The sequence below is a fragment of the Alsobacter soli genome (assembly GCF_003004785.1).
Taxonomy (GTDB): Bacteria; Pseudomonadota; Alphaproteobacteria; order Rhizobiales; family Beijerinckiaceae; genus Alsobacter; species Alsobacter soli.
In genome coordinates this window covers 12,166-37,024 of sequence record NZ_PVZS01000022.1, presented here as the reverse complement: position 1 = coordinate 37,024, position 24,859 = coordinate 12,166, and the positions used below count along the sequence as shown (strand labels likewise).

Sequence of the window (24,859 nt, the reverse complement as noted above, 5' to 3'; positions counted from 1 at the left end):
GTCAGGCCGTGGGCGCGGTCGCCTGCATGGAAGGCCGGACCGCGAAGGTCTCGTACCATGCGGCTAGCCGGTCGCGGCCCGTGCGCCAGCCGATCGTCGGGAAACGGAAATCCAGATAACCGAGGGCGCATCCGGCCGCGATCGAACCGATGGTGATCTCGCCGGTGAGCGCCTCCAGCCAGGTCTCCTCGAGTTGCGCGACGGAGGACAGGACCTTCGCCTTTTGTCCTTCCGTCCATTCGGCCCAACGAAGCTGCTCGGGGCGTAGCACGGTTTCATACCGCATGAGCAGGGCCGCGCCGGTCATTTCGTCGGCCAGGGACTGAAGGCAGAGCGCCGACCACCGGGCCGCGCCAGCGGCCGGGAAGAGCCTGGGCCCGTCGATGGCGTCCAGGTACTCGGCTATGACGCGGCTGTCGTACAGCGCCGTGCCGTCGTCGAGCAGGAGAGTCGGAATCTTTCCGGAGGGATTGTGGGCGACCACCTCCGGGTTACGCGCGACGGGACTCGCCGCTGCTGGGACAAGCGTGATGCGCTCATCGAGCCCGCGCTCCCGAGCGACGACGAGGACTTTGCGCACGTAAGGCGAGGCGGCGGCGAAGAAGAGCTTCATGATCGTCCTAAGAAAGCCGGAGATGATGCGCCCGCATTCTCACGGCTTTCCTCGGGATGTAAACGCCGGGATGCCCCGGCGCAGGTGGCTTTTCGGAAAATTCAGTGAACCGACCGGAGATCGGCCAGTACGATAGCCGTCATGCGCTCCTGCAGGTGCGTGAGGCGGCGCTCGAACGTCAGCCGCTCCTGCTTGCGCTCCTGGTCGAGGCGCATGCGCATGTGCGCCCGCATGGAGTCCGGGCCATCCCAGCGGGCGAGGCGGGCTCGCTCCTGCTGGTATTTGAGTTCGATGTCAGCGAGTTTGCCCAGAGTTTCCTGCACCTTGGGCAGCAAGTCGTCGGGGTAGTAGATGAATTCCTCGGCGGCGCGCAGGGGGCCGCACAGCGACATCCGCGTCATACTAGGCCTCCACTTTCTCCCTGTACGCGGATAGTAACCCGGACCTGTGACACTGGGAAGACACTCTTCTAAAAAATCGAACAACGCTCATCAATTCGATCTTGACAGAATTTGAAACGTTCAAAACGACGCGATGTCGCCAACTCGGCGTCCGGAACGGAGGCCAAGCTGGCGAACTGGTCCCGAAATGAACGTCAGACGCGTTGCATGGGGCCATATTCAGCCACGCGGAGCAGGTCCAGCGGCCGCCACGGCTTCTGAAGAAACGTCACGGCGCCGCCCGGCGTCCTCGAGGGCTGGCGGCCGGAGGTCACGATGACGCGGATCCAGGGATAGTGAGTCGCGCATCGCTGGCCCAGAGTTAGGCCATCGAGTTCACCGGGCGTATTGACGTCCGTGAACAGGATGGCGACTTCCTCGGGACGGGACTTCGTGAACTCCCAAGCCTCGTCTGCGCGCTCGAACTCGCAGACCTTCAGTTCAGCTTCCTCGAACAGGGTCGCGGCCAGGGAGCGCAGGTCAGCTTCGTCCTCGACCACCACGATCGTCGTCGGTCTGATTGCGCGTCCCATGTCCCGCTCCTGTGCTGCTGCAGAGTGGGTTGGAACGGGACGGCAGCCCGGATGTTCCCCGGCTCGGGAACTTTTCCAGCGTACGTAGCCGTGCTCAAGAGCAGCAAACGACCATCGACGAGGATCGCTACGACACCTGTCCGGGGTCCGCGCTGAATATAGGCGTCACCGCCTTGAGTTCTTCTATGGGGATGTGACAGGCGATCATGTGTCCGCCGCCGGCGTCGCGCTCCGGCGGAGGCGTATTATCGCAGATGGCTCCCACCTTTCGGGGGCAGCGCGCCGCGAAACGGCATCCCGCGGGGACATTGATGGGACTCGGCGGTTCTCCCTCGAGCCGCAGGTGCTTCTGCTTGACGGTCGGGTCCGGGACCGGCACCGCCGCCAGCAACGCCTCCGTGTAGGGGTGGTAGGGCGGTGCAAAAATGGACGCTACGGGTCCCATCTCCATCACGCGTCCGAGATACATCACGACAACTCGGTCCGCGAGGTGACGCACCAGGGCGAGATCGTGGCTGATGAACACGATGGTGGCGCCGCGGCGCGCCTGGATCTGGAGGAGGAGGTTCACGATCGCCGCCTGGACCGAGACGTCCAGCGCCGATACCGGCTCGTCCGCGACCAGCATCTTCGGATCGCCCGCGAAGGCGCGGGCGATGGCGACGCGCTGCTTCTGCCCACCCGACAATCGTCCTGGCCGCTGTCGCGCCAGGTGAGGCGACAGGCGCACCATGGCGAACAGGTCGCGCACGCGGCTGTCGATCTCCTTGCGGGAGCGTGCGATCCCGAATTTCCGAAGCGCGCGCCCGATGGAGAAGCCGGCCGTGTGCGACGGGTTGAGCGTCGCATCCGGGTTCTGGAACACCATCTGCACGGCGGCGAGCTGCTCCATCGTGCGCCGGCTGGCCGGCATGCGCGACAGGTCCTCGCCGAGCACCCTCAGCTTGCCCCCGCTGGCGTCCTGGAGCCCGGCCAGGATGCGGGCGAAGGTCGACTTGCCCGAGCCGGATTCGCCCACGATGGCCAGGATCTCGCCCTTGTTCGCGTCGAACGACAGGTCTTCGTTCGCCACGAGCTGGCGCGCGGAGCTGAAGCCGAAGAAAGCGTTGCCAAGCTCATAGACCTTGGAGAGGTCGATCGCCTCGAGCACCTTTTCGGCGCTCGGAGACGCGGGCGCGACGTGCTCCTTGTCCCGGCTTTCAAACTGGTCCAGCTCGCGCCAGCGCACGCAGCGGACCGCGTGGCCGGGATCGGTCTCCTCCTCGGCGATCGGCGCCATGCCGCAACGCTGGGGTTCGAAGCCGGCGCAGCGGGGTCCGAAGCTGCAGCCTCGCGGCCGGCTCCCCAGGGAGGGCGGCTGCCCCGGGATCGGCAGGAAGGTCGTCGTGTGCTTGTCGCTGTCCAGCCGCGGCACGCAGGCGAGCAGCCGGCGCGTGTACGGATGGCGCGGGCGCGCGAAAAGCTCCTCCACGGGCGCTTCCTCGACGAGGTCGCCCAGGTACATGACGCCGACCCGGTCACACACCTTCGCGATCACGCCGAGGTTGTGGGAAATGTACAGGAGCGTGGTCCCGTACTTCTCCCTCAGCTCGTTGACGAGGTCGAGAACGGCGGCCTCGACGGTCACGTCGAGCCCCGTGGTCGGCTCGTCGAGGAGCAGCAGCTTTGGGTTGGCGAGCAGCGCCATGGCGATCACCACGCGCTGCTTCTGGCCGCCCGAGAGCTGGTGCGGGTAGCGGTCCATCACCGCGTCGGGATCGGGCAGATGGACATCGGTGAGGATGCGCCGCGCGCGGGCGCGGGCGGACGCGCCGTCGAGCCCCTCGTGCAGCATCGGAACTTCGGCAAGCTGCCTGCCGATGGTCAGCGTCGGGTTGAGGGCGGCGTTGGGATCCTGGTAGACGATGGAGACGCCCCGGCCTCGGATCCTCGCAAGGGCGGCGGCGTCCGCCTTGGTCACGTCCATGCCGTCGAAGACGATGCGCCCGTTCGCGATCCGGCCTGTCGGTCCGAGATAGCCCAGGATGGCCATCAGCAGGGTGGACTTGCCGCAGCCGGACTCGCCGACCAGGCCGTAGCTCTCGCCGGCCCGGATCGTGAGCGACAGGTCCGGAATGGCCGTCACGGCTCCGAGCGACGAGACGTACTCGACCTTCACATGATCCAGCACGAGGAGATCACGCCCGGCAGGGGCGGGCGTTTGGAAGGAAGAGTCGACCGCGGCGCTCATCTCACTCCCTCAGGGACAGTTCGCGCACGCCGTCGGCGAGCAGGTTGAAGCCGAGGATCAGGCTGACGATGGCCAGAGCCGGGAACAGCGACATGTGGGGGCGCACGGAAATCATCGCCGTGCCCTCCTTCACCATGGTGCCCCAGTCGGGATCGGGCGGCGGCAGGCCCAGGCCGAGGAAGCCCAGGATACCGATCGTGATGATGGTGTAGCCCACCCGCAGGCAGAAATCGGTGATCAGCGGCCCACGGCAGTTCGGTAAAAGCTCCACGAACATGATGTAGAGCGCGTTCTCGCGCCTGAGCTGCGCCGCCGCGATGTAGTCCAGGTGCCGCTGCTCGAGCGTGAGCCCGCGCACGATGCGGGCGATCCCCGGCGCGGCCGTCAGCACCACGGCCAGCACGATGTTGAGGGCCGAGGGGCCGATATTCGCGATCAGGATGACGTAGAGGATGATGATCGGGAACGACAGGATGATGTCGGAGAGCCGGCTGATCAGGGTGTCGACCTTCCCGCCGTAGTAGCCGGCCGCCAGCCCGAGCGGGCAGCCGACCACGTAGGCCGACAACGCCGCGAGCGGGGCCACGCTGAGCACCGTCCGGGCGCCCCAGATCAGGCGCGAGAGGATGTCGCGTCCCTTGAAGTCCGTGCCCAGCCAGTGCCGCCAGGACGGCCGGGGATCGGCGAGCGCCATCAGGTCCTGCTTGTTGGGCGGGTCCAGCGGCAGCAGCGGCGCCAGCACGGCGAGGGCGACCCAGAACAGGATCAGCCCCAGGCCCACCATCGCCACGGGCGAGTGCGGCAGCCTTCGCAGGAGGCTCGGCGGAGCCCTTTCAACCGGTGCGGCCGTCAAGGCCGCGGCGTCGGGCGTCGTGGCGGTCATGCGAGCCTGATCTGCGGATTGAGGAAGGCGTAGCCGACATCGCTGACCAACTGGGTCAGGATGGCGATCGTGAGCGCGATGAGCGTGGCCGCCTCGATCAGCGCGATGTCGCCGAACAGCGATGCGTCCAGAATCATGCGCCCGAAGCCCGGATAGGCGAATACCATCTCGGTCACGACCACGCCCGAGATGAGGAAGTTGATTTGCAGGAGGATGACCGTGAAGGGCGCGATCATGGCGTTCCGGACGGCGTGCCGGACAACCACCTCCCGCATCGGCAAGCCCTTGAGAATGGCCGTGCGGATGTACGGCTTGTTCATGACCTCGGCCATGGAGCCGCGCACCATGCGCACGACGTAGCCGGAGTCATAGAGGACCAGCACGGCGACCGGCAGGACCATCTGCGTCCAGATCGGCCATCCCGAGCCCGCGTCGAGCGGGCTGGTGCCCGGCAGCCACCCCAACCCGACCACGAACAGCGCCACGAGGAACACCCCGGACGCGAACTCGGGCACGGAGGTCGCCACGATGCCGAAGATTGAGATGGTCCTGTCGAGACCGCTCCCCTCACGCATGCCGGCCAAGACGCCCAGGACAAGCGACAGCGGCACGATCAGCGCGAATGCGATGCCGGCCAAGGCAGCGGTGGCCTTCAGCCGGCCCCAGATCACGTCGTTGACGGGCGCCTTGTAGAGGGTCGAATAGCCGAAATTGCCGAAATATTTGTCCCCGCGGGGATCCTTGAATTGCAGGCCGAGCGCGGGATCCTGGAGCGGGTCCGCCTTCAGTCCGAGCAGCACGCCCAGCCAGCGCGAATAGCGGACGGCGAGCGGGTCGTGCAGCCCGAGCTTCTGATACAGGATGTCCACCTGGCTCTGCAGCGCGAAGGGCCCGAGCGTCTTGCGCGCCACGTTCGAGGGCGAGAATTCCGTGACGGCGAACACCAGGAATGACGCCGCGAACAGCGTCAGGACCAGGCTCGCCGCGCGCTTGAAGATGAAACGGCCCAAACGCCACCTCGCGGAATGCTGCGGAAAGCCTTGTCGGCTCGCCGCCGGCCCGGCGCGCGAACCACGACGGGCGTCCATACGAGAGATCGCTCCGCGCCTCCGGCGCGATTGGCGCCGGAGGGCAAACGACGGAAAGGGGCGGCCCGGCCGCCCCCACGGTAGGTCAGGCGTCGACCGACAGCTTCCAGGCGAAGATGTAGTTGGTCGGGTGCATCGAGAAGCCCTTCACGCGCTTGTCCATGAACGTGAAGGCGGAGCGGAAGACCGGTTGCACCAGCGGACCGTCCTCCTGCAGGATCTTCTCGAGCTTGGCCACCGTCTCCTTGCGCTTGTCGATGTCGAGCGTTCCCTCGGCCTCGGTCAGGAGCTGGTCGAACTCCTTGTTGGAATAGCCGGACTCGTTCCACGGCACGCCCGTACGGTAGGCGAGGCCCAGGCACATGATGGCCAAGGGGCGGTGATACCAGATGGTCGTGCCCATCGGCACCTTGGTCCAGACGTCCCAGTAAGCCGCGCCCGGCATCGGCGAGAGCTTGATGTTGATGCCGGCGTCCTTCCACATCTCGATGCACGCCTCGGCCTGGCTCTGGAACCACGCCTGGTCATTGGGCACGATGAGTTCGGAGGAAATCCCGTTCGGGTAGCCGGCTTCCGCCAGAAGCTTCTTCGCCGCGGCCACATCGCGCTTGAACGGCTCGAGCTTGGCGTAGTCCGGATGGGCCGGCGAGCAGTGGTGATGCTCGCCGATGATCCCGAGGCCGTGAAGCGCGACCTTCAGGACGACATCCTGGTCGACCGCCAGGCGCATCGCCTTGCGCACCTTCGGATTGTCGAAAGGCTTCTGGTCGCAGCGCATGCGGATCACGCCAGTCTCGGCGGTCGGCACGCTGTAGAAGCTCAGGTGCGGCAACGCCTTGAGCGCGTCGTACTGCCCGGGGTCGGCGAACACGAGCCCGTCGATCTGCTTGGAAGCGAGCGCCGCAATGGCCGCGCTGGCGTCATCGCCCACATCGATCTGCTCGACCGTGTCGATGGCGACGGGGCCGCCCCAGTAGTCCTTGCGCGCCTTCAGCACGGCCTTCTTGCCGAGCTCGAATTCCGTGAGCTGGTATGGACCGGTGCCGACCGAGCCGACCTCGAACACGCCCTTGGAGTCCGGGTGCATGATCGCCATCGGGTAGTGGAACAGGTGCTCCGGCACCGCCACCTGCGGCGTCTTGCAGTTCAGGCGAACCGTGTAGTCGTCCACCTTCTCGACGGCGTTGTCGGACCAGATCTTGGTGGAGGGCTTGCCGTCCACGGTGACGTCGTCCAGCAGGTAGCCCTTGACGAGGCCGATCATGGAAGAGCCGACCGCCGGGTCGAGCACGCGCTTGAGATTCCACACGATGTGGTCTGCGGTGAGGTCCTGGCCGTTCGACCACTTCACGCCCTTGCGGACGTTGAAGGTCCAGGTTTTCAGGTCCGGGCTCACCGTCCATTTCTCGAACAGATAGGGCCGGGTGACGCCCTTCTCGTCCGTGAAGGTCAGGTATTCGAGCACCTGGCGCGAGATGTTGGAGTCATAGCCGCCCCAGGAATAGGTATGCGGGCTCTTGATCTCCTTGACGCGCGTGCCGATGCGCAGCGTTCCGCCCTTCGCGGCCTGCGCCTTGGCGGGCGTCGCCATAGGCACGCCGGCCAGGGCGTAGGCCGAGGCGGCCGATACGCCGACCAGGCAGGCGTAGCGAATGAACTCGCGCCGGTCCATGCGGCCGTCCGCGAGCTGCTGCTGCAATGTTTTCAGATGCGGATTGTCGCGATCGTCCGTCATGTTCCCGCCTCCCGTGGTGGCTTCGCCACCGTTCAACCGTTCCCCTGACGGATGTTCGCGCTTCGCCGGTCTTCCTGCAATGGCTGCGAACGGAGGCTCTTCGGAAGCGGCCGGGCCGCCTCGCCATCCTTGTTCGTCAGCGCATGAAGCTCCCCTTGCCGGCATCCGGCGAAATCCGTCCGCCGGTCCGCGAGCATGCTCCGTTCCCCTGGAGGCAGGCGCGCGTCGCCGGCCCGCCCATGATGCGGCTGCGAAAGCCGCGCTCGCTCAGTCTGATTGCGACATGAACCTGACGAACCACGACATTCGGCCCCCCGGGCGTTGGCTGCGTGGAGCCGGCGCTCGGAACCATGCGAAGCCGTGGCCGTTCTCAAGCGACCTGAAGCTTGGGAGACCACGATGGACAGCGATCGGATCAAAGGTGCCTTCAATCAGGCCAAAGGCAAGGTGAAGGAAGCCGCGGGCGAGATCACCGGCGACGCCAAGCTGAACGCCGAAGGCAAGGCGGACCAGATCAAGGGCAAGATGCAGAACGCTGCGGGCGGCGTGAAGGACGCCGTTCGCGACGCGGACCGGAAGTCGCGGGAGGTCTGAGATGATCCGCTGGGCAATCGTATTCCTGGTGATCGCCATCATCGCCGCGGCGCTTGGCTTTGGCGGCCTCGCCGGCACGGCCATGGAGGGCGCCAAGCTGCTCTTCTACGTGGCTGTCGTCCTCTTCGTGATCTCGGCCGTCATCGGCCTGATGCGGGGGCGCAGTCCAACAGTCTAGCAATCCTGCATCGACGCAGCGCGGCGCCCCCCGGGGCGCCGCTTTGCTTTGAGCGGGAACGAAGGTCCGGGCCCTCCGTTGCTGCGCGGTGGGTCGCAGTCTCGCGCCCGGAACCAACCTGACGGGGATTTCATGGCGGCCGGACACGCGGCTCAACCGGCGGTGCACGCCGCTCTATTCGGGAACCTCGCCGTCGCGACCGTGAAGTTCGGCGCCGCCGCCTGGACGGGCAGTTCCGCCATGCTGAGCGAGGCGGTGCACTCGCTCGTGGACACGTTGAACGAGGTTCTGCTGCTTTACGGCCTGCGCCGGGCCGCGCGCCGCCCCGATCCGGATCATCCGCTCGGCCACGGGCGCGAACTTTATTTCTGGAGCTTCGTGGTCGCGCTTCTCGTCTTTGCGGTGGGCGCGGGCGTCTCGGTCTACGAAGGGATCGTCCATCTGCAGCAGCCGGAGCCGATGGAATCCCCCATCGTGAACTACGTGGTGCTCGGCCTCTCGCTCGTCTTCGAGGGCCTGTCCTGGCGGGTGGCCTATCGCCAGTTTCGGGACAGCAACCCGCACCGAAGCGTGTTCTCCGCGATTCGCCGCAGCAAGGATCCGGCGACTTTCACCGTCCTGCTCGAGGACAGCGCGGCCATTGCGGGGCTGTTGATCGCGGCCCTCGCGACGGCGGGTTCCCAGTACCTTGGCAGGCCCGAACTGGACGGCGTCGGGTCCCTCGCCATCGGGGCCTTGCTGGGCGCGACGGCGCTGCTTCTGGCCCGAGAAACAAAGGGGCTGCTGATCGGGGAGCCCGCGGACCCGGTCATCAACGACCTGATCCTGCGTTTGGCGAAAGAGCAAAAAGGCGTGGTGAGCGCCAACGGCGTCATCACCACCCATCTGGCGCCTGACCAGATCACGGCCTCGCTCAGCATCGAGTTCGACGACGCCCTGCGTACGCCCGAGATCGAGCACGCGGTGCACTGCATCGAGGAAAAGGTGAGGGCGGCGGAGCCGGCCATCACGACGCTGTTCGTCAAGCCGCAGTCAGCTGGCGGATTCGCCCGCGCCAGGAACCGCCGCTACGGCCTGGCGGAACAGGGGCCGGAAACGCGCTCCGAAGTCGGCGCGTGACACGAGGGGAGCGTGGCCGGCCCGAAGGCCGGCCTCAGGCTTGGATCAAGCCTCGAATCAGCCGGCGATTTCGCCGAACTTGCGCGAGATCTGACGCTCCAGGTCGTCGGTCAGGCGACCGCCGTGCTGCTGGATATACTGGGAGATGATCTGCTCGGCCTGACGCTCGCGGACGGCCTGAAGATGTCCGATGAAGCTGGCAAGCAGACCCTTGCGCGGCTCGCGGGCCGGAGCCGAGTGAGCCATGACGCTGAGGGCGAGAGACGAGTTGGCCATTGGGAAATCTCCTGATGTCGAGATCCCCGAGCGCTTCCTGTTCTTGTGTTGGCTGGAATCTAGGATGTTTGCTGCGCTGCAGCATCCGCTGTTTGCTCATGTGCGCCATGAACGGACTGCATGGTTGTCGAAAGGTTTCAGTAACAATGGCGCGCCGCATCAGCGCGGGCGCCGCCGAAAGCGGCCGACTGCCAGGATCTTCGGCAAAAAAGGGCTTCGATTTCAGGCGCTCCCGCAATAGCGTCCGCGCCGGGGGGAGACGCCATGCATTCGATGACGCTCAACGCGCGCCTTGATCGCGCGACGGAAATCGCTCGGGAGGCGGGGACGCTCATGCGCCGTCGCTTCGCGGACCGCGACTCGCGCGCCTACGCCATGAAAGGGCATCAGGATTTCCTGACGGCGGTGGATGGCGAGGTGGAGACGCTCGTCGCCGGTCGCCTGCGGCAGAGCTTCCCCGAGGACGGAATCATCGGCGAGGAGCACGGCGCCACGGGGAGAACCGATGGCGTCTGGGTCGTGGATCCGATTGACGGAACGGCCAACTTCGCCCGCGGCATCGCCCATTTCTGCATCTCGATCGCCTATGTGGCGGCCGGCGAGCCGGTGGTCGGCGTCATTTACGACCCTGTGCGGGACGAGCTTTTCGCCGCCGCCTCGGGCTTGGGGGCGGCGCTGAACGGCGAGGCCATGCGCGTGTCCCAGGCGGAGGATATCCGCGCGGCCTCGGTGGAGTGCGGCTGGAGCATGCGCCGGCCCGTGCAGGACTACATCGCCCTGTGCGGGCGCGTGATGGGGGCGGGTGCGGGGCTGTATCGTTGCGGGTCCGGAGCGCTCGGCATGGCCTATGTCGCCGCCGGCCGGCTGGACGGCTACATCGAACTGCACATCAACGCGTGGGATGTCCTGGCCGGCGTCGTCCTGGTGCGCGAAGCCGGGGGACGCACCAATGATTTCATGGGGGAGGGGGGACTGCAGCGCGGCGCCCCCATCCTGGCCTGCGCGCCGGGGCTGGCCCCGGCGCTGGAAGGGATCGCGGGCATTCGGCTGTGAGTTGGACCGCCGCTGGCGGGATGCCGGTTGACGGCCCGCAGGAGGTCGGATCAAATCTCTCAAAACAAAGCGTTTTGGGAGGAATATGACAATGTCGACGACAGGCGCGGGCCTGCGCTCCGCACTGCTGGCCGCTTCGGCCCTCACCGCCGTCTTCTCCGCCGCCGCGCCGGCCGCCGCAGAGGGCCAGCTCACGGTCTACTGCTCCGTGCAGGAAGAGTGGTGCCGGCCCATGATGGCCGCCTTCGAGAAGGAGACCGGCATCAAGGTCTCCATGACCCGCAAGAGCTCGGGCGAGACCTACGCGCAGGTGAAGGCCGAGGCCGCGAACCCGAAGGGCGACATCTGGTGGGGCGGCACCGGCGACCCGCACATGCAGGCGGCCGAGGAAGGCCTCACGCAGGAATACCAGTCTCCCAAGAACGCCGAGTTGAACGACTGGGCCGTGAGGCAATGGGAGCAGTCCAAGCATCGCGCCATCGGAGTTTATTCCGGCGCCCTCGGCTTCGCGTACAACACCAAGCTCATCGCCGAGAAGAAGCTCGCCGAGCCGAAGTGCTGGGCCGACCTGCTCGATCCCAAGCTGAAGGACGAGGTGCAGGTCGCCGACCCGAACTCGTCGGGCACTTCCTACACCATGCTCGCCACGATGGTGCAGATCATGGGCGAGCAGAAGGCCTTCGACTACCTGAAGGCCCTGCATAAGAACATCAACCAGTACACCAAGTCCGGCGCGGCCCCCGCCAAGGCGACGAGCCTCGGCGAGACCACTGTCGGCATCGCCTTCATGCACGACCATGTCACCATGATCGTGGAGGGCGCGCCCATGAAGGTCGTCGCTCCCTGCGAGGGCACCGGGTACGAGATCGGCTCAATGTCGATCATCAAGGGCGCCAAGAACCTGGACAACGCCAAGAAGTTCTACGACTGGGCGCTTACCCCCGCCGCCCAGGCCATCGGCGCGCAGGCGAAGTCATACCAAGTGCCCTCCAACAAGGCGACGCCGGTGCCGCCGCAGGCCCCGAAGCTCTCCGAGATCAAGCTCATCGACTTCGACTTCGCGAAGTACGGCTCGTCGGAAGAGCGCAAGCGGCTGCTCGCCAAGTGGGACGCCGAGGTGAAGAATCAGCCGAAGTAGTCCTTCCCGTCATGGCCGGGCTCGCCCCGGCCATCCAGAGTGGGCGCATAGAATGACGGCGATCACCGACGTGGCCGGCAGGCCGACCCGGCCGCGGGCGGCGGGCGAAGGCAGCGGGCGCAAGCGGCGCTCCGGCGCCGAGGGCGTGCGCAGCGGGCCCGTCCTGCTGGTCGCGTGGATAGCCTACGCCATCCTGCCCTGGTACTGGCTCGACCTGTCCGGGAGCGCCCACCCGCTGGCGGGCTATCCCGTCGGTCCCGGCGGCAGCGCGCTGGCGCTGGGTGTCACCGGCAGAGCCTGGTGGCTCCTGCCGCTGCTCGTCCCGCTCGCTATCGCCACGGCCGGGTGGCGTAGCGCCGACCCGCAGCGCCGCAACGGGCTCCTCGTTCTCGGCGGCGCGCTGGGGCTGCTCGCAACGCTGAAGCAGGGCTTCCTCATCGGCCTGAAGGGCTGGAGCTTCGCCTGGCTGGCCGCCCTGATGGGCGGGCCGGGTCCGACCCAGGTGGGCTTCGGCCTGGGCGCGGGCGTGCTGCTCTACGCCTTCCTGCTGCTGGTTTGCCAAGGACTGGCCGGCCGCGGGTGGTGCCGGGGCGACGCCTTCGTGGTCGGGGCGGTGGGGACGGTCGTCGCCCTCATCCTGCTGTTCGTGTTCTTCCCGGTCTCGACCATCCTGGCCAGCGCATTCCAGGACAACGCCGGCCATCTCGCGCTGGGCGAGTTCGCCGCCAAGATCACCGACCAGTCCGTGTGGGGCCTCGACTGCGTCACCGGCCAGCTCCGCTGCGGGGTGGCGTGGAACACCGTGTTCCTCGGCCTCATCGTGGGTGTCGCCACCACGGCGCTGGGCCTGGCCTTCGCGCTGATCGCCACCCGCACGCGCTTCCGCTTCAAGGGCGCGCTGCGGCTTCTCTCGATCCTGCCCATCATCACGCCGCCCTTCGTGATCGGCCTCGCGCTGATCCTGATGTTCGGCCGCTCCGGCGCTGTGACGGCGCTCCTCTCCGAATGGTTCGGCGTCCCGCGCTCGCGGTGGATCTACGGTCTGCCGGGCATCTTCATCGCCCAGGTGCTCGCGTTCACCCCTATCGCCTACATGGTGCTCGTCGGCGTTGTGCAGGGCATCAGCCCCTCCCTGGAGGAGGCGTCGCAGACCCTGCGGGCGAGCCGCTGGACCACATTCCGCACCCTCACCCTGCCGCTCATCCGGCCGGGTCTCGCCAACGCATTCCTGCTCGGCTTCGTGGAAAGCCTCGCCGACTTCGGCAACCCGCTCGTGCTGGGCGGCAACTACGAGGTGCTGTCCACCAAGATCTTCTTCGCCGTGGTCGGCGCCGCGACCGACCAGGGGAGGGCGGCCGTGCTCTCCATCGTGCTGCTCGGCTTCACCCTCCTGGCCTTCTGGGCCCAGCAGATGTGGGTCGGCAAGAAGGTCTACGTCACCGTCGCCGGCAAGGGCGACGCCGGCTTGCCGGCCCCGCTGCCCCGCCGCGTCGCTTGGGCCTGCTACGCGACCGCCGTGCCCTGGGCGCTGTTCACCGCCGTGATCTACATCCTGATCCTGGTCGGCGGCTTCGTGCGCAGCCTGGGCCGCGACTACACGCTGACGCTCGACCACTACGTCGCCGGTTTTCGCATCGAGCAGGGGCTCGGGGGATGGGTGTTCTCGGGCGGCGCCTGGGATTCCTTTTTCGCAACGGTTGAAGTCGCCGCCATGGCCGCGCCTCTTACGGCCGCGATCGGCCTGCTGACCGGCTACCTGCTCACGCGCCAGCGTTTCGCCGGCCTTCGCGCCTTCGAGTTCTCGACGCTGCTGAGCTTCGCGATCCCCGGAACCGTGATCGGCGTCAGCTACATCCTGGCCTTCAACGTGCCCCCGTTCGAGCTCACGGGCACGGCGCTGATCCTGGTGATCTGCTTCGTGTTCCGCAACATGCCGGTCGGCGTGCGCTCGGCGGTGGCGACCCTGAGCCAGATCGACAAGTCGCTGGACGAGGCCTCGCTCACGCTGGGCGCACGCTCCTGGACCACCATCCGCCTCGTCGTGGCCCCGCTGCTGCGGCCCGCCATCATGGCCTCGCTGGTCTATTCCTTCGTGCGCGCCATGACGGCGGTGAGCGCCGTGATCTTCCTGGTCTCGGCCCAGTACAACATGGCGACCACCTATATCGTCGGTCGCGTCGAGGCCGGCGAATTCGGCATCGCCATCGCCTATTCCTCCGTCCTGATCGTGGTGATGCTGGTGGCGATCGTGGGCATCGAGGCGCTGGTCGGGAAACGCAAGCTCGGCCGCCGCGAGACGGCCGCGTCCCCGGCAGTGGCGGTCGGCGGCTGAACGCTCCATTCAAGGGAAAGAACGATGCCCAAGGCCCCGGCCTCCGTCGAATTCCGCTCCGTCAGCAAGCGCTACGGCCTGGTCACCGCAGTCGACGACGTCACCTTCACGATCGAGCCCGGCACGCTGGTGACGCTGCTCGGCCCCTCCGGCTGCGGCAAGACCACGACCCTGCGGTTGATCGCGGGCCTGGAGATGGCCTCCGAGGGCCAGATCCTGATCGGCGGCGCCGACGTCACGCGCCTCTCGGCGGCGGACAGGGACGTCAGCATGGTGTTCCAGTCCTATGCGCTCTTTCCCCACATGAGCGTGATCGAGAACGTGGCCTACGGCCCTACTGTCCAGGGCGTACCGAAGGCGCGCGCCCGCGAGATGGCGGCCGAGAAGATCGCCGTGGTCGGCCTCTCCGGGCTGGAGAATCGCTCGCCGTCCGAACTGTCCGGCGGCCAGCAGCAGCGCGTGGCTGTCGCCCGCGCCCTCGTGCTGGAGCCGCAGGTGCTCCTGTTCGACGAGCCGCTCTCCAACCTGGACGCCAAGCTTCGCCGCCGCGTGCGGGAGGACATTCGCGCCTTGCAGCAGCAGCTCAACCTCACGGTGGCCTATGTCACCCATGACCAGGAGGAGGCGCTCGCCGTCTCCGACCGTATCATCGTGATGTCCAACGCCCGCATCGCCCAGGCCGGAACGCCGCGCGACCTCTATGAGCAGCCGGCTGACCTCTTCGTGGCCGACTTCATCGGCGACGCCAACATCCTCGACGGTGTGCTGGAGGAGGAACGCGGCGAGCGTGGTCTCATCCGCCTCGGGCCCGTCGCCCTGGACCTCGCCCGCCGCGGCGCGAGGTCTGGCCCGGTGAAGCTCGCGGTGCGCCCTGACGCCATGGCCATCACGGCCCAGCCGAACGGTCGCGCGAGCGTCGAAGGCGTCGTGGAGCACAGCTCCTATCTCGGCCGCAGCCTGGAATACCGGATCTCCAGCCCGCTCGGCGAGCTGTTCGTGGTCGACAACGGCCGCGCCGCCGTCCACCCGCCCGGCGCCCGCATCCACGTCGGCTTCTCCGAGGGCGGCATCGTCGTGCTTCCGGGGTAGCGGAGCCAGTTCGCATGTAGAACCGTCTTTGCGAGGAGCGCAGCGACGAAGCAATCCAAGGGGTCGCGGCGCCTCTGGATTGCTTCGCTGCGATCGCCATGACGGGAGGTGACCCGTCATGGCCGGGTTCGTCCCGGGCCATTGGGGCGGGGAGACGAGCCATTCGCATGGCGCGGGGGGGGCCTGCCTCCTGGGTTGCTTCGTCGCTGCGCTCCTCGCAATGACCGCGAGCGCTCACCCCACCGCCCGCCTGACCGCGTCCAGGAAGGCCGCGCCATATCGGTCCAGCTTGGCTTCCCCCACGCCCTGCACGGCGGCGAGTTCAGTGCGGTTGCGCGGTCGCAGCATCGCCATGTCGCGCAATGTGGCGTCGTGGAACACCACATAGGGCGGCACGCCCTGCTCGCGCGCGATGCGCATGCGCTCGGCGCGCAGCGCCTCGAAGACGCGTTGCGCGTCGTCGTCCAGCGTGGCGGCCGCAGCGGCCCGGGTCGCCTTCTGTGAAATCCGCTCGGCCTTGAACACGCGGTCCTTGCGCATCTGGACCCGCCGCTCCCCCTTGAGGATGGCGCGGGCGGTTTCGCCCAGCGTGAGCGCCCCGTAGGCGTCATGGTCCACCACGATGGCGCCGTGGGCCGCGAGCTGGCGGATCACGGATTGCCAGACCTTCTCGTCAAGGTCGGAGCCCACCCCGAACGTCTTGATCTGGTGGTGGCCGTTGCGGACGATCTTCTCCGACTCGACGCCTCTCAGGACCTCGATCACGTAGCCGGCGCCGTATCGCTCGCCGGTGCGGTAGATGGCCGAGAGCGCCTTCTGCGCCGCTTCCGTGCCGTCCCAGGTCTCAACGGGCTCAAGGCAGGTGTCGCAGGCGCCGCAGCCGCCAGGATGGCTCTCGCCGAAATGGGCCAGGATAGCCTGGCGCCGGCACCCGGCCGTCTCGCAGATCCCGAGCAGGGCCGAGAGTTTGGCGCGCTCCACCCGCTTCACCTCGGCAGGCGCCTCGCCCTCGTCGATCATGCGCCCGCGCTGGACGACATCGGCCATGCCGTAGGTCATCCAGGCGTCGGAGGGCAGGCCATCACGCCCGGCGCGCCCCGTCTCCTGGTAATAGGCTTCCACGGAGCCCGGCAGGTCGAGATGGGCGACGTAGCGCACGGAGGGCGAATCCACTCCCATGCCGAATGCGATGGTGGCCACAAGCGCCAAGCCTTCCTCGCGCAGGAAGGCGTCCTGGTTGGCGTCGCGCACGGCCCGGTCCATGCCCGCGTGGTAGGGCAGGGCGCGCACGCCGTGGGCGTTGAGGTACTCCGCGATGTCCTCGACCTTCTTGCGGCTGAGGCAATAGATGATGCCGGAATCGCCCTCGTGCCGGCTCAGGAAGTCCAGCAGCTGCCGCCGCGGGTTCTGCTTTGGCACGATGGCGTAGCGGATGTTCGGCCGGTCGAAGCTGGTGGCGAAGACCGGAGCGTCCTCCAGCCGAAGGCGCCGCCGCAGGTCCTCGCGGGTCTGCGGGTCCGCGGTTGCGGTGAGGGCCATCCGGGGCACGCCGGGAAACCGGTCCGCCAGCAGGGAGAGCTGCATGTATTCGGGGCGGAAGTCGTGGCCCCACTGGCTGACGCAGTGCGCCTCGTCGATGGCGATCAGCGCGATGTGCCCGCGCGTCAGGAAATCGAGGAATGGTTCGGAGACGAGCCGCTCCGGCGTGACGTAGAGCAGCTTCAGCTTGCCCGAGAGGTAGTCGCGCCGCACCTCGTAGGCGTCGGCCGCGCTCAGCGTGGAGTTCAAGGCCGCAGCGGCGACGCCCGCCTGCTTCAGGGCCTCGACCTGGTCGCGCATCAGGGCGATCAGCGGCGAGACCACGATGCCCGTCCCCTCGCGGCAGAGAGCGGGCACTTGGTAGCACATGGACTTGCCGGCGCCCGTCGGGAACAGCACCACGGCGTCGCCGCCGGCCACGACATGGCGCACGACCTCTTCCTGCCGCCCGCGGAAGGCCTTGTGGCCGAACCAGCGCTGCAGGACCTCGACCGGCCCCTCGGCCACGCGCGAATCCCCGTCCATCACGGGCGGACGCTGCACGGGCGTGCGCGCGTGCGCAACCCGCCTCGCCGCCGCAGGGCCGCGTTATCCTCACATCCGCCCTGCATGCATTGTGAGCAGCGGCTGCGGGCGCTACATCAGTCGCAACCGATCGACCCTTGCCCCCGAGCCCTGATGACCCGCATCGTTCACCTCATTCGCCACGGCCAGTCCACCTTCAATCACCACTACGAAGCCACGGGCGAAGACCCCGGCCACGAGGACGCGCGCCTGACCGAACTGGGACTGGCCCAGGCCGCGGAGGCTCGCAGCCGGATGGCGGGCGAGCCCGTGGATCTCGTGGTCGTCTCGCCGCTCACGCGCGCGATCCAGACCGCGCTCGGCGTGTTCGAAGGCCGGGACGTGCCGTTCCTGGTCACCTGCAAGCACCGCGAGCGCCTCGAGAGCAGCTGTGACGTCGGCCGCAGTCCGGCGCTTCTCGGTCAGGAGTTCCCCGCCCTGCGGTTCGACCACCTGGACGATCCGTGGTGGCACGCCGGCGAGCCGGACGCCCGGGGCATCCCCTACGAGCCGGAGCACGTGTTCGGCGCCCGGGTCGCCCATTTCGCCGAGTGGCTGGACGGCCGTCCCGAGCGCGCAATCGCGGTGGTCGGCCATGGCACCTTCTTCCGCTGGCTGACGGGACGATGGATGGCCAACTGCGAGGTCGTGACTGTCCGGGGCCCCTTGGCCGAGCTCCAGGGGGCCGCCGCCGCGCTCTAGGGATCGCGGCTCTTGAATCCTACAATCCTTCGCGAGATCGTTCGATGGCGCCGCGTCGGAGTGCCATGGCCGTGTCCGAGCTTAAGAAGCCAAGTCTCGAGAACCGCCTGACTCTTCTCGGGAATCATCCGTTCTTCGCCGCCCTCGAACCTGCTGATCTCGAGCGCCTGGCGTCCTACGCGCGCACCGTCCACCTCGCTCGCGGCGAAGCGCTGTTCCGCAAGGGAGATCCGGGGCAAAGCCTGTTCGTGGTGGTGGATGGGCTGATCAAGATCGGGGCGCCGGCCGCGGACGGGCGCGAGCTCGTCCTCAACGTCATGCGAAAGGGCGACGTGCTGGGCGAGATCGCCCTGATCGACGGCTCCCCCCGCTCCGCCGACGCCGTAGCGATGGCTGACACGGACCTGCTCGTCGTGGAGCGGCGGGATTTCCTGCCCCTGGTCGAAGGCAGGCCAGGCGTCGCCATGCGGATCATCAGCTTGCTTTGCCAGAGATTGCGCAACACGAGCGAGCAGGTCGAGGACGTCGCCTTCCTGGACGTGTCAAGCCGGCTCGCCAAGGCGCTGCTGCGCCTCTCTCCGGGCCGCGGCGGGTACATCGCCATCACCCAGCGGGAGCTTGGGCAACTCATCGGCCTTTCGCGGGAGAGCACCAACAAGCAGCTGCAGGTGTGGCAGCGCCAGAACCTGCTGAGGCTGGTCAAGGGCGGCCTGCACCTGCTCGATCACGGCGCCATGGAGCAACTCGCCAACGCTCCGGGCCGCGACCGCCTTCATTCGACGGATTCCACTTCGCGCGCCCACTGAATTTCGCCGAAAAAATGATAGTTCTGCCTCGAAAACAGCGGTCTCGCTTCGCCTTTCCAGCGGCGGCTTGGCCGTATAGGCGCGACCTGGAGCGCGACCTTTCCAGAAAAGCCGGGGCGCAAGCTTGAAAAATCGGCCGGTCGGTCGTAGATTATCGCAATCGACATTTGGCCGGACGACTGGGCCGCACGCCTGAACACAGGCGCACGCTGCGACAATCTCACCAAACATCGACGAACCGGAGAACGGGCGCTCTCGCGGCCGACCCTCCACGTGCGTTTGCAGTTCTACAAGGATACCCGCTAATGGCTACCGGTACGGTGAAGTGGTACAACGATCAAAAAGGCTACGGCTTCATCCAGCCTGACGCCGGCGGCAAGGACGTGTTCGTGCACGTGTCCGCCATCGAGCGCGCTGGCATGCGTGGCCTGACCGAAGGCCAGAAGATCTCCTACGAGCTCGAGACTGATCGCCGTACCGGCAAGCAGTCCGCTGGCAACCTCCAGTCCGCGTAAGCGTTGTCATGGAGCGCGGCGGAGCCGCGTTCCCGAAATTTTGGGAAGCCGTTCCGCGCGGGACGGCTTCTCGCTTTTGCAGGGCGCGCCCTGCGCATGCAGGCGGGGTTCGGCCAGTTGGGCCGAGGAGACATCCCGCACCCAACCCCTTGAGGATTGATGGCCAAGGAAGAACTGATGGAATTCGAAGGGCAGGTCACGGAGATCCTGCCCGATGCGCGCTTCCGCGTGCAGCTTGAGGGCGGCCACGAGGTGATCGCCTACACGGCCGGAAAGATGAAGAAGTTCCGGATCAAGACGCTGACCGGCGACCGGGTGACGGTCGAGATGTCGCCCTACGACCTCGACAAGGCTCGCCTGATCTATCGCCACAAGGACGAGCGCCCCGGCGGCGCCCCTGGCGCGCGCCGCCCCAACTTCCGCCGCCGCTGAGCGGCCGCCTGCGGGCCGGACGTCGCGCCCGGACCGCCAATCGCTTCGAGCGAGCCCCACTTCCAGAACAAGGAGCCGATCCCATGCGCATCTTCATGTTCGCGTCCCAGGCCAAGGACGGGTTGAACGCCTTTGCGGGCGACGCGGAGGGATCGAAGCTGCCGCAGCGCTACGGCCCCTGGGGCATCACCGGCGTGCTGCAAGCCCGGCAGAACCCGCCGCACAAGTTTTCGCGCCGGACCATCGAGACGGCCATCGGCGAGAACGGCTTCCAGCTCTGGCGCACCAAGGCCTGACGCATCATGCCGCACCAGAAGCGCTGGACCTTCGAGGCCGGCGCGGAGGCGCCGGACTGGTTTATGCGGGGAACGAACTGCGTCCTGACCTTCGGTCAGGACGCCGAGATCGTCGAGATGGCGGAAGCCTACGCGCTCTACCCCATGGTGGACATCGACCCGAACGATTGCATGATCGTCGCCGAGGTCATCGACCCCTCGGTGGACGTCGAGGTCGAGCCCGTGCTGCCCATCTCCGCCCATACAAGTCCGCGCGCCCTGTCGCGCCACTGATCCGCTGCACCGCAGCCTTTCGCGCCGCCCCGTCCCCCGGACGCGGGCGGCGTCGTGTTTCCGTCATCGATCCGTCAAATGAGGCGCGGACAGCGCCGGCAAGAGGCTGCTAGCCTGAGCGCCCGCCGCGATTCTCGCGGCCTGCCTTCTTGCGCCTCATGACGCTTCCCGTCTTCCTGGCGGTCCTCGCCGCCGCCGCGCTGCACGCCGGCTGGAACGCCGTGCTGAAGATCCGCATCGAGCCGTTCCTGGCCATGGTGCTGATCAACGGCGCCGGCGCGGTGATCGGCTGCGTGGCGGTCTGCTTCACCGGCTGGCCGATCGCGGCGGCCTGGCCCATGCTGATCGCCTCGGCGGTCATCCACCTCGGCTACTACCTGTTCCTGACCGCAGCCTACAACCGGGCCGACATGGGGTTCGTCTACCCCATCGCCCGCGGCTCGGCCCCCTTGATGACGGCCCTCGGCTCGCTCCTCGTGCTGCGCGAGCCGCTGCCGCTGCAGGGCTATGGGGGCGTCCTGGTGCTCGGCTGCGGCATCGCCACGATGGCCCTGTCCGGGCGCAAGCGCGCCGTGGCCCCGCAGGCTCTGGCCTATGCGGGCCTGACCGCCATCATGGTCTGCCTCTACACGCTGACGGACGGCACCGGCGCCCGCATCGCCGGCGACCCGCACGCCTACGCGGCCGCGCTGTTCGTGGTCGACGGCCTTGGCCTGACCGCCATCGCCATCTGGAAGCGCGGGCTCGCGGGTCTCAAGCCGCTCTGGCGCTTCAAGCTGCCGGGCCTCGCCGGCGGGACCATGTCGCTCGCCGCCTACTGGATCGCGATCTGGGCCATGACGGTGGCCCCTATCGCGCTCGTCGCCGCCGTGCGCGAGACCAGCGTGCTGTTCGCGACCCTGATCGCCGTGGTCTGGCTCAAGGAGCCGCTCAGCCCGGCCCGCATCCTGTCCGCCGCCCTGATCGTGGCCGGGCTCATGCTGATCAGGCTGGCGTAGCCGCCGGGGAGGGCGCCCGCTCCTCCAGCCAGCCCTCCTGCCGCGCCAGGCGGTGCGCGGCGTCGAAGAACGCGGACACCAGCGCCAGCCTGCGCCGCTCGGTCAGGCACACGACGTATTCGCCCACCTCCAGGCCGCCCTCCACCAGGGACAGCGGCTTGAACCGCGGGTCCGTGCCGAACTCGCTCTCGAAAACCACGCCGACGCCGAACCCGGCCCCCACCGCCTCGCGCACGGCTTCTCGGGTCTGCACCTCGAACAGGGCGCCCGGCCGGATCCCGTCCTGCGCCAGCCGCGTCTCGAACACCTCCCGGGTGATCGACCCCCGCTCGCGGATCACGAGGTCGCAGCCCTCGATCTCCGCCGCCATGATGGCGTCGCGCGCCGCCCACGGATGGGTGCGCGGGACGAAGAGCACCAGCCTGTCGCGCCGGAGCGACTCGGCCGTGACGCGCGGATCCGAGGTGGGCAGCGCCGTGACGGCCACATCCGCCTCGAAGCCCAGCACCTGGGCCAGCACGTTGGCGGAGTTGTCGATTCGCATCTGGAAGGTGAGCCCCCGGTGTCGGTCGCGCATGGCCGCCAGCACCGGCATGACGTGGTAGGCGCTGTCCGCCGCCACGCGCAGGTGGCCGCGCGTCACCCAGCGGTTGCCCGCCAGGAGATCCCGCGCCTCGTCCTCCGCCTGGAACAACGTCGTGGTGATCTGGTGCAGGGAATGGCCCAGCGGCGTCAGCTGCGCGCCGCGGCCCTTCCGGTCGAAGAGGCTGACCCCGTAGGTCGTCTCCAGGCCCTTCACCTGCGCCGACAGGGTCGGCTGCGAGACGCCCCCGGTGCGCGCCGCCACGCTGAAACTGCCTGCGGTCGCCACGAGGTGGAAGGCACGGAGTTGGGTCAGGTTCATGACGGCCGTGCGACGTGAGCCATAGATTGCATCTATAAAACCTATCCAAACACGCCGCTGGCGTCGATACCTGCCGCTGCTAGCCTCACCTCGACAGCGCATCGAGGAGCACACCCATGGCGACGCCAGCGCCCCGCACCGCGGCTTCCGAGACCGGCGATCCTCTCCTGCTCACGCCCGGGCCACTGACCACCGCCAAGAGCGTGAAGGAGGTCATGGTCCACGACTGGGGCTCCCGCGACGCGACCTTCCTGCGCATCAACCGCGAGGTGCTCGAGGGCTTGCCCAAGGTGGTGAACGGGGAGGGGGACTACGTCACCGTTCCCATGCAGGGCTCCGGCACCTTCGCGGTGGAGGCCATGCTCACCACCTTCGTGCCGCCCAAGGGCAAGTGCCTGGTGCTCATCAACGGCGCCTACGGCCACCGGGCCAAGAAGATCCTCGACATCGCCGGCCGCAAGACGGTCGTCTACGAGACGGCCGAGGACACGCCGCCGGACCTCGCCAAGGTCGAGGCGATCCTGAAGCGCACCCCGTCGATCACCCATGTCTTCGCCGTCCACTGCGAGACGACCTCGGGCATCCTCAACCCGGTGCATGAGATCGGCGAACTGGCCCAGCGATACGGCAAGACCTACCTCGTCGACAGCATGAGCGCCTTCGGCGCCCTGCCGCTGGACGTCCGCAGGGCCCATGTGGCGGCCGTGGCGGCCTCGTCCAACAAGTGCATCGAGGGTGTGCCCGGCCTGGGCTTCGTCGTGGCGCGCAAGGCGGACCTCGCCGCCACGGAGGGCAACGCGACCACCCTGGTGCTCGACCTGCACGACCAGTGGCGCAACTTCGAGAAGACCGGCCAATACCGCTTCACACCGCCGATCCACGTCATCGTGTCCTTCCACCAGGCCCTGACGGAGTTCTGGGCCGAAGGCGGCCAGCCCGGCCGCGGGGGGCGCTACGCCGCCAATTGCAGGACGCTGGTTGAGGGGATGCGGGCGCTCGGCTTCGAGACACTGCTGCCCGATGACCTGCAGGCCCCCATCATCGTCACCTTTCACATGCCGACGGACCGCCGCTTCGTGTTCCAGAGCTTCTACGACAAGCTCAAGGACCGCGGCTTCGTGATCTACCCGGGCAAGCTGACCGTGGCCGACAGCTTCCGCATCGGCTGCATCGGCCGGCTCAACACGGATCACATGAACCAGGCGCTCGACGCCGTCCGCGAGGTGCTGGCCGAACTCGGCGTCGCCTCCGCCTCCCCGAAGAAGGCCGCGTGACATGAACGCCCCGCTCACCCGCACCGTCACCGCCAACGGTCGCGACTACCGCTTCCCGCGCCGCCCAACCGTGGTGGTCTGCATCGACGGCTCCGAGCCCGGCTACATCGAGGCTGCAATCGAGAAGGGGCTCGCCCCCAACTTCCAGCGCTTGATGAAGAGCGGGGCCAACCTTCTTGCAAAGTCACAGATTCCCAGCTTCACCAACCCCAACAACATCTCCATCATCACCGGCCACCCCCCAGCCGTTCACGGCATCGCTGGCAACTACTTCTACGACCGCGCAGCCGGCGCGGAGGTGATGATGAACGACGCCCGCTTCCTGAGGGCGCCCACCATCATGAAGGCGTTCCAGGAGGCCGGGGCCAAGGTCGCCGTCGTCACTGCCAAGGACAAGCTGCGCGCGCTTCTCGGCGATGGCCTCGACATGTCCCAGGGGACCGCTGTCGCCTTCTCCTCCGAGAAGGCCGACAAGGTGACCAAGGCCGAGCACGGCCTCGACGACGCGCTCGGCATGGTCGGCATGCCCCTGCCGGACGTGTATTCGGCCGAGCTCTCCGAGTTCGTCATGGCCGCGGGCGTGAAGCTGCTCGAACGCATGCGGCCGGACCTCATGTACCTGTCCACCACGGACTACGTGCAGCACAAGGCGGCCCCGGGCTCCGATTTCGCCAACGCCTTCTATGCCATGATGGACAAATATGTCGGCCAACTCGATGCGCTCGGCTGCACGCTCGTCCTCACGGCCGACCACGGCATGAACGACAAGCACCTGTCCAACGGCGAGCCGGACGTCCTCTACCTCCAGGACGTCATGGACGAATGGCTCGGCAAGGGCGCGGCCCGGGTGATCCTGCCGATCACGGATCCCTATGTGGTCCACCACGGCGCGCTCGGCTCCTTTGCGACCGTGTATCTCCACCAGGACGCGGATCTCGCCGCGCTCGCCGCCCGCATCGCGAGCCTACCCGGGGTCGAGGTGTCGATCACCGCGGAGGAGGCCTGCAAGCGCTTCGAACTTCCAGCCGACCGCATCGGCGACATCGTGGTGATCTCCGGCAAGCACAAGGTCCTGGGCACGAGTCGCGACAAGCATGACCTCTCGGGCCTCACCGAGCCCTTGCGCTCCCATGGCGGCCTCACCGAGCAGGTCGTGCCCATGATCGCCAACCGGCCCGTCCAGGTCCCGCCCGGTCGCGAGCTGCGCAACTTCGACGTCTTCGACGTCGCTCTCAACCTTGTCCAGTGAGGGGCC

General features: G+C 67.6%; 26 protein-coding genes. 16 read left to right on the top strand and 10 right to left on the bottom strand.

Annotated elements, in window-relative coordinates:
- Nucleotide 1: 1 nt before the first annotated feature.
- The 7 genes from SLNSH_RS17840 to SLNSH_RS17810 all read right to left on the bottom strand — a co-directional run bounded on the left by SLNSH_RS17840 (nt 2) and on the right by SLNSH_RS17810 (nt 7,522).
- Nucleotides 2-613 (bottom strand): glutathione S-transferase, encoded by a 612-nt coding sequence (locus tag SLNSH_RS17840; protein WP_106338373.1) that lies wholly within the window; start codon nt 611-613, stop codon nt 2-4.
- Between the two features lie 101 nt (nt 614-714).
- On the bottom strand, nt 715-1,014 hold the full coding sequence (locus SLNSH_RS17835) for a hypothetical protein (protein ID WP_106338372.1): 300 nt from the start codon (nt 1,012-1,014) through the stop codon (nt 715-717).
- Between the two features lie 194 nt (nt 1,015-1,208).
- Nucleotides 1,209-1,586, bottom strand: coding sequence for a response regulator (locus SLNSH_RS17830; protein WP_106338371.1), 378 nt, complete (start codon nt 1,584-1,586; stop codon nt 1,209-1,211).
- Nucleotides 1,587-1,713: 127 nt separating this feature from the next.
- Nucleotides 1,714-3,816 carry an ABC transporter ATP-binding protein gene (locus SLNSH_RS17825; protein ID WP_106338370.1) on the bottom strand — a complete coding sequence of 701 codons (2,103 nt, stop codon included), beginning with the start codon at nt 3,814-3,816 and terminating at the stop codon, nt 1,714-1,716.
- Nucleotide 3,817: 1 nt separating this feature from the next.
- Nucleotides 3,818-4,699: an ABC transporter permease gene (locus SLNSH_RS17820; RefSeq protein WP_106338369.1), complete on the bottom strand. Its 882-nt coding sequence runs from the start codon at nt 4,697-4,699 to the stop codon at nt 3,818-3,820.
- A complete protein-coding gene (locus SLNSH_RS17815) occupies nt 4,696-5,709 on the bottom strand; it encodes an ABC transporter permease (RefSeq protein ID WP_106338368.1) in 1,014 nt (337 codons plus the stop codon). Before SLNSH_RS17815 ends, SLNSH_RS17820 begins: the two co-directional genes overlap by 4 nt.
- A 163-nt stretch (nt 5,710-5,872) precedes the next feature.
- Nucleotides 5,873-7,522 (bottom strand): ABC transporter substrate-binding protein, encoded by a 1,650-nt coding sequence (locus tag SLNSH_RS17810; RefSeq protein WP_106338367.1) that lies wholly within the window; start codon nt 7,520-7,522, stop codon nt 5,873-5,875.
- 399 nt (nt 7,523-7,921) lie between these two features.
- Between SLNSH_RS17810 and SLNSH_RS17805 the strand changes: the two genes are divergently transcribed.
- The 3 genes from SLNSH_RS17805 (at nt 7,922) to SLNSH_RS17795 (ending at nt 9,413) form a co-directional block, all read left to right on the top strand.
- The gene (locus SLNSH_RS17805; RefSeq protein ID WP_106338366.1) at nt 7,922-8,116 is read left to right on the top strand and encodes a CsbD family protein; all 195 of its coding nucleotides are present in this window, start codon (nt 7,922-7,924) and stop codon (nt 8,114-8,116) included.
- A gap of 1 nt (nt 8,117) precedes the next feature.
- Nucleotides 8,118-8,294 (top strand): DUF1328 domain-containing protein, encoded by a 177-nt coding sequence (locus SLNSH_RS17800; protein ID WP_106338365.1) that lies wholly within the window; start codon nt 8,118-8,120, stop codon nt 8,292-8,294.
- A 132-nt stretch (nt 8,295-8,426) separates the two neighbouring features.
- Nucleotides 8,427-9,413 carry a cation diffusion facilitator family transporter gene (locus SLNSH_RS17795; RefSeq protein ID WP_106338364.1) on the top strand — a complete coding sequence of 329 codons (987 nt, stop codon included), beginning with the start codon at nt 8,427-8,429 and terminating at the stop codon, nt 9,411-9,413.
- A 57-nt stretch (nt 9,414-9,470) separates the two neighbouring features.
- Here SLNSH_RS17795 and SLNSH_RS17790 read toward each other — a convergent pair whose 3' ends face one another.
- Nucleotides 9,471-9,689: a hypothetical protein gene (locus SLNSH_RS17790; protein ID WP_106338363.1), complete on the bottom strand. Its 219-nt coding sequence runs from the start codon at nt 9,687-9,689 to the stop codon at nt 9,471-9,473.
- 264 nt (nt 9,690-9,953) lie between these two features.
- Between SLNSH_RS17790 and SLNSH_RS17785 the strand changes: the two genes are divergently transcribed.
- From SLNSH_RS17785 to SLNSH_RS17770, 4 genes are all read left to right on the top strand, one after another.
- Nucleotides 9,954-10,742 carry an inositol monophosphatase family protein gene (locus tag SLNSH_RS17785; protein WP_106338362.1) on the top strand — a complete coding sequence of 263 codons (789 nt, stop codon included), beginning with the start codon at nt 9,954-9,956 and terminating at the stop codon, nt 10,740-10,742.
- Between the two features lie 91 nt (nt 10,743-10,833).
- Complete coding sequence (locus SLNSH_RS17780) at nt 10,834-11,880, top strand: ABC transporter substrate-binding protein (protein ID WP_106338361.1); 1,047 nt, start codon at nt 10,834-10,836, stop codon at nt 11,878-11,880.
- A 52-nt stretch (nt 11,881-11,932) separates the two neighbouring features.
- Nucleotides 11,933-14,212 (top strand): ABC transporter permease, encoded by a 2,280-nt coding sequence (locus SLNSH_RS17775; RefSeq protein WP_106338360.1) that lies wholly within the window; start codon nt 11,933-11,935, stop codon nt 14,210-14,212.
- A gap of 24 nt (nt 14,213-14,236) precedes the next feature.
- Nucleotides 14,237-15,301: an ABC transporter ATP-binding protein gene (locus tag SLNSH_RS17770; protein ID WP_106338359.1), complete on the top strand. Its 1,065-nt coding sequence runs from the start codon at nt 14,237-14,239 to the stop codon at nt 15,299-15,301.
- A 234-nt stretch (nt 15,302-15,535) separates the two neighbouring features.
- Here the strand turns inward: SLNSH_RS17770 and recQ are convergent, their stop codons facing one another.
- The gene (gene recQ, locus SLNSH_RS17765; protein ID WP_106338358.1) at nt 15,536-17,365 is read right to left on the bottom strand and encodes a DNA helicase RecQ; all 1,830 of its coding nucleotides are present in this window, start codon (nt 17,363-17,365) and stop codon (nt 15,536-15,538) included.
- A 153-nt stretch (nt 17,366-17,518) separates the two neighbouring features.
- Here recQ and SLNSH_RS17760 point away from each other — a divergent pair, with 153 nt between their 5' ends.
- The 7 genes from SLNSH_RS17760 to SLNSH_RS17730 all read left to right on the top strand — a co-directional run bounded on the left by SLNSH_RS17760 (nt 17,519) and on the right by SLNSH_RS17730 (nt 21,426).
- Nucleotides 17,519-18,106, top strand: coding sequence for a histidine phosphatase family protein (locus SLNSH_RS17760; protein ID WP_106338357.1), 588 nt, complete (start codon nt 17,519-17,521; stop codon nt 18,104-18,106).
- A 71-nt stretch (nt 18,107-18,177) separates the two neighbouring features.
- Entirely contained in the window at nt 18,178-18,912 is a 735-nt protein-coding gene (locus SLNSH_RS17755) for a Crp/Fnr family transcriptional regulator (protein ID WP_158266810.1), read from the top strand.
- A 305-nt stretch (nt 18,913-19,217) separates the two neighbouring features.
- On the top strand, nt 19,218-19,427 hold the full coding sequence (locus tag SLNSH_RS17750) for a cold-shock protein (protein ID WP_106338355.1): 210 nt from the start codon (nt 19,218-19,220) through the stop codon (nt 19,425-19,427).
- Between the two features lie 159 nt (nt 19,428-19,586).
- Complete coding sequence (gene infA, locus SLNSH_RS17745; protein ID WP_106338354.1) at nt 19,587-19,859, top strand: translation initiation factor IF-1; 273 nt, start codon at nt 19,587-19,589, stop codon at nt 19,857-19,859.
- Between the two features lie 83 nt (nt 19,860-19,942).
- Nucleotides 19,943-20,155 (top strand): hypothetical protein, encoded by a 213-nt coding sequence (locus tag SLNSH_RS17740; protein ID WP_106338353.1) that lies wholly within the window; start codon nt 19,943-19,945, stop codon nt 20,153-20,155.
- Between the two features lie 6 nt (nt 20,156-20,161).
- On the top strand, nt 20,162-20,428 hold the full coding sequence (locus tag SLNSH_RS17735; RefSeq protein ID WP_106338352.1) for a hypothetical protein: 267 nt from the start codon (nt 20,162-20,164) through the stop codon (nt 20,426-20,428).
- Nucleotides 20,429-20,586: 158 nt separating this feature from the next.
- Complete coding sequence (locus SLNSH_RS17730) at nt 20,587-21,426, top strand: EamA family transporter (protein ID WP_106338409.1); 840 nt, start codon at nt 20,587-20,589, stop codon at nt 21,424-21,426.
- Here SLNSH_RS17730 and SLNSH_RS17725 read toward each other — a convergent pair.
- On the bottom strand, nt 21,413-22,330 hold the full coding sequence (locus SLNSH_RS17725; protein ID WP_158266809.1) for a LysR substrate-binding domain-containing protein: 918 nt from the start codon (nt 22,328-22,330) through the stop codon (nt 21,413-21,415). The genes SLNSH_RS17730 and SLNSH_RS17725 overlap by 14 nt on opposite strands.
- Nucleotides 22,331-22,446: 116 nt before the next feature.
- Here SLNSH_RS17725 and SLNSH_RS17720 point away from each other — a divergent pair, with 116 nt between their 5' ends.
- Both SLNSH_RS17720 and phnA read left to right on the top strand, forming a co-directional pair.
- Nucleotides 22,447-23,604, top strand: a complete 1,158-nt coding sequence (locus SLNSH_RS17720) for a 2-aminoethylphosphonate--pyruvate transaminase (RefSeq protein ID WP_106338350.1) — start codon at nt 22,447-22,449, stop codon at nt 23,602-23,604.
- Nucleotide 23,605: 1 nt separating this feature from the next.
- Complete coding sequence (gene phnA, locus SLNSH_RS17715) at nt 23,606-24,853, top strand: phosphonoacetate hydrolase (protein WP_106338349.1); 1,248 nt, start codon at nt 23,606-23,608, stop codon at nt 24,851-24,853.
- The last annotated feature ends 6 nt before the right edge of the window (nt 24,854-24,859 follow it).